This is a genomic window from Lysobacter sp. CA199, from assembly GCF_052078715.1.
GTDB lineage: Bacteria > Pseudomonadota > Gammaproteobacteria > Xanthomonadales > Xanthomonadaceae > Lysobacter.
The window spans coordinates 62,897-76,935 of sequence record NZ_JBQJIL010000006.1 but is presented as its reverse complement, the minus strand read 5'-3'; the positions used below and the strand labels follow the sequence as shown (position 1 = coordinate 76,935).

At 67.9% G+C, this 14,039-nt stretch carries 12 protein-coding genes; all 12 read right to left on the bottom strand.

The window, feature by feature from the left end; translation table 11 throughout:
- Window positions 1-2: 2 nt before the first annotated feature.
- The 12 genes from ACTOWJ_RS11750 to ACTOWJ_RS11695 all read right to left on the bottom strand — a co-directional run bounded on the left by ACTOWJ_RS11750 (window position 3) and on the right by ACTOWJ_RS11695 (window position 13,953).
- Window positions 3-1,772 carry a S8 family serine peptidase gene (locus ACTOWJ_RS11750; protein ID WP_441334808.1) on the bottom strand — a complete coding sequence of 590 codons (1,770 nt, stop codon included), beginning with the start codon at window positions 1,770-1,772 and terminating at the stop codon, window positions 3-5.
- 134 nt (window positions 1,773-1,906) lie between these two features.
- Complete coding sequence (locus tag ACTOWJ_RS11745; RefSeq protein ID WP_441334807.1) at window positions 1,907-2,476, bottom strand: hypothetical protein; 570 nt, start codon at window positions 2,474-2,476, stop codon at window positions 1,907-1,909.
- 2 nt (window positions 2,477-2,478) lie between these two features.
- Complete coding sequence (locus ACTOWJ_RS11740) at window positions 2,479-4,239, bottom strand: S8 family serine peptidase (RefSeq protein ID WP_441334806.1); 1,761 nt, start codon at window positions 4,237-4,239, stop codon at window positions 2,479-2,481.
- A gap of 130 nt (window positions 4,240-4,369) precedes the next feature.
- Window positions 4,370-4,906 (bottom strand): fimbrial protein, encoded by a 537-nt coding sequence (locus tag ACTOWJ_RS11735; protein ID WP_441334805.1) that lies wholly within the window; start codon window positions 4,904-4,906, stop codon window positions 4,370-4,372.
- Window positions 4,907-5,452: 546 nt separating this feature from the next.
- Entirely contained in the window at window positions 5,453-6,007 is a 555-nt protein-coding gene (locus ACTOWJ_RS11730; RefSeq protein WP_441334804.1) for a hypothetical protein, read from the bottom strand.
- 2 nt (window positions 6,008-6,009) lie between these two features.
- Window positions 6,010-7,776, bottom strand: a complete 1,767-nt coding sequence (locus tag ACTOWJ_RS11725) for a S8 family serine peptidase (RefSeq protein ID WP_441335097.1) — start codon at window positions 7,774-7,776, stop codon at window positions 6,010-6,012.
- Window positions 7,777-7,879: 103 nt separating this feature from the next.
- On the bottom strand, window positions 7,880-8,416 hold the full coding sequence (locus ACTOWJ_RS11720) for a fimbrial protein (RefSeq protein ID WP_441334803.1): 537 nt from the start codon (window positions 8,414-8,416) through the stop codon (window positions 7,880-7,882).
- 654 nt (window positions 8,417-9,070) lie between these two features.
- Window positions 9,071-9,715, bottom strand: a complete 645-nt coding sequence (locus tag ACTOWJ_RS11715; RefSeq protein WP_441334802.1) for a hypothetical protein — start codon at window positions 9,713-9,715, stop codon at window positions 9,071-9,073.
- A 26-nt stretch (window positions 9,716-9,741) separates the two neighbouring features.
- Window positions 9,742-10,512, bottom strand: a complete 771-nt coding sequence (locus ACTOWJ_RS11710) for a DUF899 domain-containing protein (protein ID WP_441334801.1) — start codon at window positions 10,510-10,512, stop codon at window positions 9,742-9,744.
- Window positions 10,513-10,720: 208 nt separating this feature from the next.
- Window positions 10,721-11,407, bottom strand: coding sequence for a Vgb family protein (locus tag ACTOWJ_RS11705; protein WP_441334800.1), 687 nt, complete (start codon window positions 11,405-11,407; stop codon window positions 10,721-10,723).
- Between the two features lie 43 nt (window positions 11,408-11,450).
- A complete protein-coding gene (locus tag ACTOWJ_RS11700; RefSeq protein ID WP_441334799.1) occupies window positions 11,451-12,671 on the bottom strand; it encodes a helix-turn-helix domain-containing protein in 1,221 nt (406 codons plus the stop codon).
- Window positions 12,672-12,783: 112 nt separating this feature from the next.
- Window positions 12,784-13,953: a metallophosphoesterase gene (locus tag ACTOWJ_RS11695; protein WP_441334798.1), complete on the bottom strand. Its 1,170-nt coding sequence runs from the start codon at window positions 13,951-13,953 to the stop codon at window positions 12,784-12,786.
- Window positions 13,954-14,039 lie beyond the last annotated feature (86 nt).

Below are 14,039 nucleotides of genomic sequence, written 5' to 3'. Positions count from 1 at the left end.
GCTCAGTGCCCCAGGACGCGGATCTTGAACGAGGTGAGGTTGCCGGCGGATGCGGCTCCGGCGGCCAGCCCCACGTCGGCGACCTCCAAGGTCCAGTCGCCGTCGCCCGGCTCGTCGAGGAAGCCGTTGACCGCGGCCAGCGGAATGGTCAGCGCCGAGCCCTGGCCGATGTAACCGGCGCGGCCGGGCAACACGTAGGCGCGGGTGCCGCGCGGCGAGATCAGAGTGACCATCAACGGCGAAGCCACCGCGCCGAGTGCGTCGCCGCCGTGGACGTAGTCGGTGGCCATGCCGATCTGCACCGCTTCGATGTTGCGCACACCGTTGCCGAGGCGGATGGTCGCGCGCGCCGGCGCGGCGGCGTTGCCGATCGGCACCGGCGCGGCGAGCGCGACCGGCTGCCAGCCGCTGTTGAGCAGCGGGCCGAGGGTCTTGAAGTTGTTGGCGCGGGTGACCGCGAGGGTCGCGTCGACCAGACCGAAGCCGTACCAGTTGCTGAAAGCGCGGCCGGCGGCGTTGACCGTCCAACCCGGCGACAGCACGGTGCCGTTGGCGTCGGTGATCGCGGCCTGGTTCGGATCGACGCGGCGCGCGGTGGTGGCCAGGATGTACTTCACGTCGCGGTAGGTCAGCTTGGGATTGGCCTGCAGCAGCAACGCGACGACGCCGGCGACGTTCGGCGTGGCCGCCGAGGTGCCGTTCATGCGGCCGGTGTAGTTGCAGGTGTTGTCGATCGCCGACAGGCTGGAATCGAGCGCGTTGCGGCGCTCGTTGTCCGGCGAGTCGCGGTCGACGTCGTTGTCGTTGTTGTAGCCGTTGACGCAGCCGGCGCGGTCGGTGGTGACGATGGCCGGATCGAAGTTGAGCGGATTGACCGCATTGGAGTACACCGCCTGATGGCCGTACTCGCCGCCCAGGCCCGACACCCACAGCGACGCGCCCGGGGTGGAATAGCTGGAACGGCGGCCGGCGGCGTTGACCGCGGCGATGGTCATCATGTTGAACAGGTTGTTGTCGTTTTCCCAGATCGACTGCGAACAGCCGGTGCCGACGCGGCGGATCGCATCCACGCACAGGTTGCGCCCGCGGTAGGGAACGTTGCTGAAATCGTTGCCCGCGGCCTTGACGTAGATCATGCCCAGGCCTCCGCGCATGGCCGACATCGGCTGCTCGGACGCGGCGATTTCGTTCTCGGAAATCGGCCGCGACAGCATCGGCACGGTGAAGCCCCAGCTGTTGTTGCTGACCTGCACGTCCTGAGCTTCGGGGCCGGCCCACCAAGAATAGGTCTGGGCCAGGTCCTGATCGGGCGCGTTGAGGAAGTTGAAACCCTTGAGCCTGGCCGACGGCGCCACGCCGCGCACGCCGATGCCGTTCCAGCCGACCGCGGCGATGATGCCGCCGACTGCTGTGCCGTGCGCGTCGCCCGGATCGGTCGGAGTCGGATCGTGGCTGTCGTCGACGAAGTTCCACGAACCGTTAGGCACCACGTTGGCGGCCAGATCAGGATGGGCGATTTCCAGGCCGTCGTCGACCACCGCCACCACCACGTTCTTGCCGCGGATGTTGTAGGTGTGCAGATCGTCGATGCCCATGTCGATCGCGAATGCGGGGCGGGTGTCGGCCAGCACGGCCTGCCCGTAGTTCATCAGATGCCATTGATAGCGATACAGCGGATCGCCCTGCGCTTGCTGCGCGTGAGCCGCCGCGAGCGACAGCGCGCCCAGCAAGGCCGCGCTCAAGATGGTTCTTTTTCCAGCGTACTTGTGCATACCACCTACTCCTTGGATAAACGATTCGCGGCGAGCGCGCGCACGACCGGCGGGGGCCGATCGTGCGCGCCGCGAGGACGCCCGAATGAAATTACCAGCGTCCGAACGTGTCTTCGCCGCGCGTGGACTACGATTTACTGCGCGGTGTCGATCGCCTCGATGATGCGCGGGCTGACCTCGGCGACGCCCGCGCGTCCCTGGATGCGTTTCATCGCCGCGATCGCCTCGGCCACCGAGCCGTAACCGATCGTGGCCTTGCCGCCGATCGCCGAGGAATACAGCAAGCTGCCGCCGGTATCGCGGATCAGCGCATCGAGCACGCTGATGCGGTCGAAATAGACGTTGAGCTCCGGCGCGACCACGGTCGGCAGGCCGCCTTCGGAGACCGCCACGGCGAGGTTTTCGGCGCCGGCCGGCGCGGCGGCGTTGCCCGCGTCGAGAGAACGCTTGGCGCGCGCGGGAGTCGCAGCGGCGGGCTCCAGCAAGTAGCCGGCCACGACCACGTCGCGTTCGGGATCCACCGTCGCCGAGGACGCACGCACCGACGCCGAAGGCACGATGCGGAAATGCGTATCGCCTACGCTGAACGATTCGCCGGTCGCGGCCAACTCCAACTCGGCTTTCTTGCTGTGACTCTGGGCGTGGCTCATGGGTGCGATCGCGAACGCGAGCAGGCCGACGCAGGACAGAACGATGATTTTCATGGTCAGTGCCCCAGCACGCGGATCTTGAACGAGGTGAGATTGCCGGCCGATGCGGCGCCGGCGGCGAGCGTCACGTCGGTGATTTCCAACGTCCACTCGCCGTCGCCGCCCTCATCGAGGAAGGCGTTGCTTGCGCTGAAGGGAATCGTCAGCGCCGCGCCCGAGCCGCGCAGACCGGTGTAAGCCGGCATGACGTAGCTGCGGGTTCCGCTGGGAGAGATCAGCACCACGCGTAAAGGCGTGGGCTCCATCAGCGATGCGCCGCTGGCGTGGGCGTAGCTGGTTTCCAGGCCCAGTTGCACGCTCTCCACTCTGGCGATGCCGCCGGCGACAGGAATGCGCAACAACGCCGGCGCGGCCGGTCCGCCGATCGCCACGGGCGCGGCGACCTGCGCGCGTTGCCAACCGCTGTCGATCAACGGCGCCAGCGATTTGAAGTTGCCGGCGCGGGTCACCGCCAGCGTCGCATCGACCAGACCGAAACCGTACCAGTTGCTGAAGGCATGGCCGGCGGCGTTGACCGTCCAGCCCGGCGCCGCGATGGTTCCGTTGGCGTCGGTGATGGTGGGCTGATTCGGATCGATCCGGCGCGCGGTCGTGGCCAGCAAATACTTCACGTCGCGATAGCTGAGCTTGGGATTGGCCTGCAGCATCAGCGCGATGGTGCCCGACACGGTCGGCGCCGCGGCCGAAGTGCCGTTCATGCGGCCGGTGTAGTTGCAGGTGGCGTCGATCGCCGACAGGCTGGAATCGAGCGCGTTGCGGCGCGTATTGTTCGGCGAATTGCGGTCGACGTCGATGTCGTTGTTGTAACCGTTGGCGCAACCGGCGCGATCGGTGGTGACGACAGCCGGATCGAAGTTGAGCGCATTGACGGCGTTCGAATACACCGCCTGATGGCCGTACTCACCGCCCAGGCCCGACACCCACAGCGCCGAGCCCGCCGAGGAATAGTTCGAACGCACGCCAGCGGCATTGACCGCGGCGACGGTGACCACGGTGAACAGATTGTTGCGCGCGTCCAGGTTGGTGGCGCTGCAACCGACGTTGCGCGCGCGGATCGCCGCGGTGCAGCGGTTGATGTTGCTGACCACGGTGCTGGCGTAGTTGTTGCCGGCCGATTTGACGTAGACCGTGCCGAGCCCGCCGCGGGTCGCGGCCATCGGCCGTTCGAACGCGGCGACTTCGTTCTCGGAGAACGCCATCGGCCAGACCAGGGTGCGGCCCCAGCTGTTGTTGGACACCTGCACGTCCTTGGCCTGCGCCCCGTCCCACCACGAGCGTTCCAGATTGCCGGCGGCCTGGTTGGCGAGGAAATTGAAGCCTTTCAACCGCGCCGACGGCGCCACGCCGCGCACGCCGATGCCGTTCCAGCCGACCGCGCCGATGATGCCGCCGACCGCGGTGCCATGACCGGCGGAGCCACTGGCCGGCGTCGGATCGTTGCTGTTGTCGACGAAGTTCCACGAACCGTTGGGCACCACGTTCGCGACCAAGTCCGGGTGAGCGATTTCCAGGCCGTCGTCGACCACCGCCACCACCACGTTCTTGCCGCGGATGTTGTAGGCATGCAGATCGTCGATGCCCAGATCGATGCCGAATGCCGGGCGGCTGTCGCCGAGCACGGCCTGCCCGTAGTTCATCAAATGCCATTGATAGCGGTACAGCGGATCGCCGAGCTGTTGCGCCTGGGCGACCGAGAGCGGAAGTGCGGCGAGCAAGGCCGCGGCCAACGCGGCGCGCGGAAGAACCTGATGCTTCATTACCATCGACTCCTTTAACGACGTGGGCCGCGCGGCGGCCGGTGCGCCGCGCCGCCCGCCGTGGCGACGGCGGCCATGCGCGGTGCGATACGGTGCGCCGACGCCCGACCGGCGCGGGCTGAGCGGAGATTTACTGATAGATCATCGTGAAGGTGACGCTGCTGTTGGCCGCGCCCGCGGTCGCCGCGCCGGTAGCCACGTACTGCGCGTAGTAGCGCAGGTCGGCGCCGCCGCCGGACACCGCCGCGGCTTGCGAGTTCTGCAGGCCGCTGGGGTTGCCGAGCAGGATCTGCGAATGGTCGGCGTTGAGCAGTTGCAGCTCGACGTTGCCGGCGTTGCCGGTGCCGCCTTCCAGGGTCAGATTGTTGGTGCTGGTGTTGACGGTCGGACCGGGTTCGAAATAAGTCTGGATCTGAGCGGTGGTGGCATCGCAGTCGGCGACGCGGATCACGAACGGCGTGCGCCCGGCGGTCTGGCCGCTCTCGTTCAGCGCCGACACCGCAACCGCCGGCAGCTTGACCCGGATGTCGGCCGGGGTCGGACCGTTGGTGAGCACGCAGGTCGGCGCGATCACCGAACCTTCGATATGGATGGTGCCATCGACGGCGTAGGCCGACATCGGCGCGGCGAGTACGGCGACGAGCAAAGCGAACTGCGTTTTATTCACTGAAGCATCTCCGGAACATGCGGTGGAACCCGGCCGCAAGGCGTGGTCGGGAAAGTACGTGTGTGAAACCGGCTGGCTCGACGCGCTGACGCCACAACTGATACGTCGCAACATGTGCCGATGAGAAACGCGTCACGAGATAGAACGCGCAGTCGCACCCTCCCCCCGACATGCCGATGCATTTTTTTTGTGAATGGCCGTTGTCGACCCGGATAGCACGGGTTGCGATGGGCGACGACGAACCCCGCCGCGGCTGCATGCCACCGCGGAGCTGCATGGCCGTATCCAGCCATGGCTCAGGTACCGATATCGCGGCGCTCGGCGGGCGGGCCGGCTTCCTTGGATGCTTGCGCGGCCTTCGATGCGTCGCGTCGCTGCGGCCACCACGCGCACCGAGACAAGGCCGGCACGCCGTTGGCGGCGGCGTTGGCGGCGTACGACAAGGTGCCGCGAGTAATGCCCTTCGATGCGCAAAGCCCCGCCGGCGCCGTCAGGGCGCCGGCGGGGCCGATTCGCTTACAACTGACTCGTATACAGCTGTCCCGCTTACAACAGAATGTTCTCCAACTGCTCGATCTGCGGGCTGACTTCCTTGATGCCCGCCTTGCCTTGCAGCTTACCCACCGCTTCGAACGCCTCGGCGACCGAGCCGAACTCGATCGTGCCCTTGCCGCCGATGTCCGAGGAGTAGGTCAGCTTGCCGCCGGTGGCGCGCACCGCGTCGGCGAGGACGCTGGGCTGATTGAAGTAGACGTTGATCGAGGAAGTCACCACCGCCGGCACCCCGCTTTCCGACACCGCCGCGGCCAATTTGCCCGACGGCGCATCGGCCGCCGCGCTGCGCTTGCTGCGCGGCGATGCATCGGCGGCGTCGACGCTGACGGCGTACTTGCCGCCGACGATGGTTTGCGCCGGATCGCTCGCCGCGGTCGCCGGCGAAACCACCGCCGACGGCGCCAGACGGAACTGGGTATCGCCGATCTTGAAGCTGGCGCCGGTCGCGGCCTGGCGCAGCTGGGTTTCGGCGCTGGACTGCGCTTGCGCCGCGGTGGCCAGGGCCATGCCCAGCAGGGAGACGCACAACATGGAAAGAGTCTTCATGATCAATGCCCCAACACGCGGATCTTGAACCCAGTGAGATTTCCCTTGGAGGCCGCGTCCGCGGCCAACGGCACGTCGGCGACTTCCAGGGTCCAGGTGCCTTCGCCGTTCTCGTCCAGGAACGCGTTACTGGCGATGAAGGGAATGGTGAAGGCGGTGGTCGAGCCGAGGCCGGTCATCGCCGGCACCACGTAGCTCTTGGTGCCGCTGGGCGAGGTCAGCGTCACCATCAGCGGCGAGGGCGCGGTGGAGAAGAAACCGGCGGTGAGCGCGTAGTTGGTTTCCAGACCCAACTGCACGCCCTCGACCTTGCCGATGCGGCGATCGATGCGCACCTGCAGCTTGGCCGGCGCGGCGGCGCCGCCGATGGCCACCGGCGCGGCGACTTCGGCGCGTTGCCAACCGCTGTCGATCACCGCGGGCAGCGGCTTGAACGCCATCGCCCGCTCGACCGCGAGGGTGGCGTCGACCAGGCCGTAACCGTACCAATTGCTGAAGTGATGCCCGGCCGCATTGGTGATCCAACCCGGTGCGATCACCGTGCCGTTGGCGTGGGTCGCCGCGGGCTGCTGCGGATCGATCTTGCGCGCGGTCGCGGCCAGCAGATAGCGCACGTCGCGATAGCTCAACTTCGGATTGGCCTGCAGCATCAGCGCGGCGACGCCGGCCACGGTCGGCGTCGCCGCCGAGGTGCCGTTCATGCGGCCGGTGTAGTTGCAGGTGTTGTCGATCGTCGACTGGCTGGAATCGAGCGCGTTCAAACGCGCCCCGGCGGCGTCGCTGTTGTAACCGTTGGTGCACCCGGAGACGTCGGTGGTGACGATGGCCGGATCAAAGTTGAGCGGATTGACCGCGGTGGAGTACGGCTTCTGATGGCCGTACTCGCCGCCCAGACCCGACACCCACAGCGCCGAACCCGGGCTGGAGTAGTTCGAACGCACACCGGCGGCATTGACCGCGGCGATGGTCATCACGCTGAACAGGTTATTGCGTGGATCGAAACCGGCCTGGGTGCAACCGACGTTGGCGGCGCGGGTCTCCGCGGTGCAGGCGTTGAACAGACCGAAAAACACCGGATGCTGGTTGTAGTGATTGCCGGCGGCCTTGACGTAGACCGTGCCCAGGCCGTTGCGGGTGGCGGCCATCGGGTTTTCGAACGAGGCGATTTCGTTCTCGGAGAACGCCACCGGCGCCAACGGCGCGGCGCCCCAACTGTTGTTGGAGACCTGCACATCCTTGGACTCGGGGCCGTCCCACCATGAATAGACGATGTTGGCGGCCTGATTGCCGCCGGCCTGGGGCGAGAGGAAGTTGAAGCCCTTGAGTTTGGCCGACGGCGCCACGCCGCGCACGCCGATGCCGTTCCAGCCGACCGCGGCGATGATGCCGCCGACCGCGGTGCCGTGGCCTTCGCCGGCCTGGGTCGGGCTGGGATCGTGGATCGGGCCGCCGGTGTTGAAGTTGCGCGAACCGTCGGGCACCACGTTGGCGGCCAGATCGGGATGGGCGATCTGCAGGCCTTCGTCGACCACACCCACCACCACGTTCTTGCCGCGGATGTTGTAGGTGTGCAGATCGTCGATGCCCAGATCGGCGCCGAACGCGGGCTTGGTATCGCCCAATACGCTCTGGCCGTAGTTCATCAAATGCCACTGATAGCGATACAGCGGATCGTTGGTCGCCTGTTGCGCCTGCGCGGCCAGCGGCAGCGCGGACAACAGCGCCGCGCTCAACGCGGCTTTCCTTAAGACGGGGTTCCTGAGGTACATCTCCATACCGCAACTCCTGATGTTGGGTGGACACGGCGCCGCGCGCCGGCGCGTGCGTACACCGCCGGACGTCATCGCGTTCGTGCGAAGGGGGATCAGCGCATCACTGGTAGATCATGGTGAAAGTGACGCTGCTGTTGGCCGCGCCCGCGGTCGCCGCGCCAGTAGCCACGTACTGCGCGTAATAGCGCAGGTCGGCGCCGCCGCCGGACACCGCCGCGGCTTGCGAGTTCTGCAGGCCGCTGGGGTTGCCGAGCAGTATCTGCGAGTGGTCGGCGTTGAGCAGTTGCAGCTCGACGTTGCCGGCGTTGTTGCCGCCGCCTTCCAGGGTCAGATTGTTGGTGCTGGTGTTGACGGTCGGACCCGGCTCGAAATAGGTCTGGATCTGAGCGGTGGTGGAATCGCAATCGGCGATGCGGATCACGAACGGCGTGCGCCCGGCGGTCTGACCGCTCTGGTTCAGCGCCGACACCGCGACCGCCGGCAACTTGACCCGGATGTCGGCCGGGGTCGGGCCGTTGGTGAGCACGCAGGTCGGCGCGATCACCGAACCTTCGATGCGGAGGGTGCCGTCGGCGGCGTGCGACAACGCCGGTACGCAAAGCGCAATAGCCAGCAGGGCGAGCGGGGCTTGCTTCATGGACTTCTTCCTGAGGATGAAGGGTGCCGCGCATACCCGGCGCGGCACGGACGGGAACGGCCGCCAGGCGGCGCGTCACGGGGGAACGCGCGAAACGCCCGCACCGCGACGGCATCGGCGCGCGCCGTCGCGGGAGCGACGGACGGGACGATGCCGGCGGACGGGTCGTTCATAGGCAGGACGAAATGGGGGAAGGCGATCGAAACGGGCGAACAGGCGACACCGCGATGCATGCGCGGTGGAGGGATCGAACGAGGGGAACGGACGAGCAGCCCGACAGGACGCCCGCACTCGCCTGCGATGCGGAAACAAGGAGGCGAGCGATCGGGGGAATCGCAGGTTGCGGCGGCGACGGAGCGCCGAAGCGATCCCTGCCGTTAGGAGTACAAACGATGCCGAATCGACATCCCCCTACCTATTCTGTCGCACATTTTTCTGAATGCGTACGCCGTCACAAATGAGCACCACCGTTTGAAACAGGCAGCAAAACGGTGCCGTTGCGGCACCGTTATCGTCGCTCAGGCCGCGGCGCGCGCGACGACGGAGTGATTGCGCACGCCGTTTGTGGGAGGGGCCCAAGCCCCGCCCACAAAAGTCTTCCCGCCCAAAGCTGCTTTCGCCTCACGCCGACCGCAGGCCTCGCGAGCGGCGATCTCAACCGAGCCTTAGCAAGCACACGCCGACCAGCGCTTGCGCGAGGGTCCACGCATCGTCCGACGCGAGCCAGCCGAAGCGGCGGGCCTGCGCGTCGACGCCGCGGCCTACGCCTGCGGCGATGACGCCGGTGATGACCAGCATCACCGCCAGATGAACGCTGATCGCGGCCAACGCCAGAACCAAGGAACCGGAGGCGACGATTTCGCGCGCCGGCGTGTCGGACATGCACAGCGGCAGCAAGGCCGGCAGCAACATCAATCCGGCGCCGTGCGCGGTGGCCATCAGGCACGACCACACCGCCAGAGCGGCGGGACCGGCGCGCGCGCCGATGTCCGTCGCATGCAGGCGTAGCTTGGGCATACGCGGCCAGAAGCGACGCAGTGCGCGGTATGCGGCCAACGCGATCAATACAACGCCGGCCAGACGCTGGACGCCCGAGCGATCGAACAGAATCCCTTGGGCCGCGGCGAATACCACCATCGCGATCGAAACGGCATGACCGATCGCGATCGGCAGCATGGCGCGTCGCACCCGGGCGTCGTCGCCGCCGCGAGCGGCGGCGAACATCCAACCGTTCGCCGGATTCAACCCGTGCAGGGCGCCCAGTCCGGCGATCGTCAGCCATGGCCACAAGGTGTCCATAAGGCCCTCCTGCGCGCGCGGCGGAGTCAGTCCTTCGAACCGCAGCAAGCGGCGGCCGGCGCGGCGGTCTCGTAACGATCGTGATGGCGCACCCAGGCCATCGGATAATCCAGACCGTCCTCGTCGCGGCCCTTGGGCGTGAGTTCCAACAAAGCATAGGTGTGCATCATCACTTCCACGCCGCGGCCGTAGCGCGAGTAGGTATGGAACACCTCGCCCGCCGGATCGCGATAGAACACGCTCAGGCCGGGGGCTTCCTCATGCGGGAACGGCTGACGCACGTAGTTGTAATCGACCTTGCCGCTGGACATCTCGTCCTGAGTGAAATGAACTCCGAAATCGTGGTTGAAATCGCTGCCGTGCGAGGACGCCCATTGGAACGTCCAGCCCATGCGCCGGCGGAAACGCTCGATGTCGGCCAGCGGCGCGCGCGAGACGGCGAGCAAGGTTACGTCGCGCTGGGCCAGATGCAGGTTGGCGCCGTCGTTGTGATCGGCCATGTACGAACAGCTCTTGCAGCCCTGCTCCCAACCCGGCGCGAACATGAAGTGCTGCACCAGCAACTGGCTGCGGCCGTCGAACAGATCGGCGAGCCGGCGCGGGCCTTGCAAGGTGTCGAACACATAGTCCTTCTCGACCCGCAGCCACGGCAGCGCACGGCGCTCGCGCGCGACCTGGTCCTGCAGACGGGTCAGTTCCTTTTCGCGCGCGAGCAAGGCCGTGCGCGCCTCCAGCCAGCGCGGCCTGGACACGACGGGATGATCGGCGATTTGGGTTTGAGCGATCGCGGTGTGCATGGTGTGCTCCTGGGCCCGGCGGGCCATCGTGGGAGAAGCGGATGCGCCGGGCCGCTTGCGCGGCCCGACGCGGACAACAGCGTTCCTGTTCCGGCCGGTTGGCCAGAGCGGAACAAGGAGAGGATCGGTTCCGGCTCGCGCCGCCCTCGCTACCGCGCCGTGCGGCGGCGCGGTCGAATCGCGGGGGCGCGGCGCATCGGCCGGACGCTTACGAAACCGGCTTCTTCGGCCGGCGCACGGCGCGGACTTTGCCGCTGGATCCGCCGCCGCAATAGAACAAGTCGGCGCCGTCCGACTCCAGACCGCTGACGCCGACGCCGGGCGGCATTTCCAACCGTTCCAGCACCGCGCCGTCGCTCGGATCGATACGGCGCAGTTCGCTCTCGTCGCCGTCCCACACGCCGTGCCACAGCTCGCCGTCGACCCAGGTCACGCCAGTGACGAAGCGGTTGGATTCGATGGTGCGCACGATCGCGCCGGTGGCCGGATCGATCTGATGGATCTTGCGATCGCGGTACTGCCCCACCCACAAGCTGCCCTCGGCCCAGGTCAGGCCCGAGTCGCCGCCGGCGCCGGGTGCGGGAATCGACGCCACGATCTTGCCGGTGGCCGGTTCGATCTTGTCGATGCGCGCCTCGGCGATCTGATACAGGTGGGTGCCATCGAACGCGGTACCGGCGTGGGCGGCGCAGTCGAGCGTGCGCACCACCTGGCCGCTGTCGGGATCGAAGGCGACCAGATGAGGTCCGCCCGCGGCCCACACCCGGCTGCCGTCGTGGGTGACGCCGCCGATATTCCCGGCGCCTTCGAACGGGCCGTATTCGCGGACGATCTCGGCGGCTCGCGCCGGTACTTGCGTGCTTGCGACGCGGTTGCTGTCTGAGGTGCGGGTCATGGTCGGCTCCTGGTGGCGCTCATCGCGGCGCCGCAAAAACAATCTACTCAGACGGCAACGCGGCCGGGAGTAACAAGATCGTCGTGAATCCCACCAGCGGCGGCGCCAGCCAGCGCTGCGCGCGGGCGCGGCCGATCGAACGCACTTCGCCCGCGGCTTCCAACTCGACCAACGCGCGCTGAATCGTGCGCTGGCTGTCGCCCAAGGCCAGCGCCAAGGCCGAAGTGGACCAGGCCGCGCCGTCGGACAACAAGGCCAGCAACGACGCCCGGTCGCCGTCGATCGGCGGCACCAGCACGACCACGCGGCGTTCTTCGCCCGGCACCAGCACGAATCCGCGCGCACTGGCGTGGATCCGCGCCAGCGGCGCGATCAGCGCGCGCAGGCGGCCGATCTCCACGCGCAACCGGGCACGATGCGTTTCATCGGGCCTGCGAGTGCGAAACACGTGCGCGATCAGCGCGTTGCGATCGCAATCGCCAGGCCAGGCTTCGGCGAGCGAGCGCAGCAGCGCGAACAGCACCGGCCGTCCCGCCAACGCCTGCCAGCGCTCGCCCGCGCGCGCGCCGCGACGGCAGGCGTCGATCACCAAGGCGCCGGACGCCAGCAAGGCCTCGACTTCGTCGAGCCGCAGCGGTTGCTCGTGGCCGGCGTGAACGATTCGCGCCGCGCAGCGATCGAGCCCGGCGCGCGCTTCGGCGACCTCGGCCGACAGCGCCGGCACCCGCGCGCGTTGCGCCGCGTCGAAGGCGCGTTGCAAGGCCTCGCGCGCGGCGGTGGTGCGCAGCGAGCGCAACGCCACTTCGGCGGCGGCCAACTCGGCCACCGCGGCCAGCGACGGCGGCAGGCCGGTCGCATCCAGTTCGGTCAGCGACGCGGCGGCCTCGTCCAGACGGCCGAGCAGAAGCAGCCGACGCACCGCGATCAAACGCGCCTGCAATGCGTTGGCGCGGTCGGCACGCGTCTCCAACGCGACCGCGGCATCGGCCAGCGCGCGCGGCGAACCGGACAGATCGCGCATGGCCAGAGCCACCTCGGCCTCGGCGACCACGCAACGCGCCCGCGCCAAGGCTTCGCGCGCGCCGAAGCCGCGCGCGGCGCGGCGCAACAACTCGCGCGCCCGCGGATAATCGTCCAGTTGCGCCATCGCGATGCCGCGCAGCGCCAGCGCCGGCGGATCCTCGCGCAGCGCGATGCGCTTGAGCGCGCCGAGCGCGTCGCCCACGGCCAACGCGCGCCCGGCGGCGGCGATCAGGGAGTCCATCGCCACAGGCTACTGCGTGGCGGGCCATTGCGCACGGGAGCGGCGCACGACCCGACAACCGCCGTGGCCGCCCACGGCGCGGTAACGACGTAAAAACAGCCGTCGCGCGCGCTCAGTCGGGTTCGGCGAGCCGGTCGGCCGCGGTCAGCGGCAATCGCTTCCCCTCGGGCGTGCCGCGGCTCATCTTGCCGCGTTCGATCAGCAGCAGTTCGCCGTACTCTCCGTTCTTGATGCTGCTGTCGACGCCGATCACGGTGCCGTCGAAGTAGCTGCCGATCCGCTTGTGCGAGGTGTGGCCGACGACGATGTGCTCGACGCCCAAACGCGCGGCGATCGCATCGACCTGTTCCTGCTTGAGTTCCGGATCGGTGAAGTAACCGCGGTACCAGATCGGACTGGTCTTGCCGTTGTAGAGCGCGGCCAGTTCCGGATTGCCCTGCCACACCGACTTGGTCGTGCCGAGCGTGGCGCGATAGCGCTGGTTGATCTGCGCCCGAGTCAGGTCCAACGCGAAGTAGCTCGAAGCGATACCGCCATGCACGAACAACACGTCGTTGACCTGGGCGATCACCGGCTTGCTGCGCAACCAGCGGCCGAGCACGGTCTGCGGGCCGTACAGATCGATATAGGACGTGCCGAGCACGGCGGCGTTACGCTGATAGCCGTCATTGACGTAACGCAGGTCGTTGGCCAGCACCATGATTTCGTGATTGCCCAGCAACAGGTGCACGCCGCCGCCGGCCGCGCGCGCTTGTTGTTCCAGGCCGTACAGCAGCCACAAGGCTTGATTGACCTTGGGCCCGCGATCGAACACGTCGCCGACCACGACCAGATGGCCGCGGCCATATCGCCAGTTCAACTTGCGATCGACGATGCCGTTGTTGCGCAGCAGGCGGACCATGAGCTCGTACTGGCCGTGCACGTCCGACAGCGCCGCGATGCGTGCCACGCGCTCGACCGCGATGTCCGCTTCCGGCTCGGCAGGCGCGCGCACCACGACCGGCCGGGTCTGGCCGCATTGCACCGGCACCGTCACCGGCCAGCGTTCGGCCGGAAACGCGCGTTCGATCGCCTTGCCGCCGCAGACCCAACGCGCGTCGATGCGGCCGTCTGCGTAGAACAGATATGGGCCGTCGTCGACGCTCGGCAGGACCGCGGCCGGCACCGACGCCGTCTCGCTGGCCGGCGCGGACGGACGGTCCTGGCCTGCGGCGGCCGCGCTCGCCGTCAGCGACATCAGCGCCGCAAAGACGACTCCCGACAGAACATGAAACGGCTTCATCATCGACGGCTCCGGTGGCGCGAATGCCCAGGCGTGAACGACCTGGGCGGGTGGTATCGGCGCCGCAGGCGACGCTCGCCTGCAGC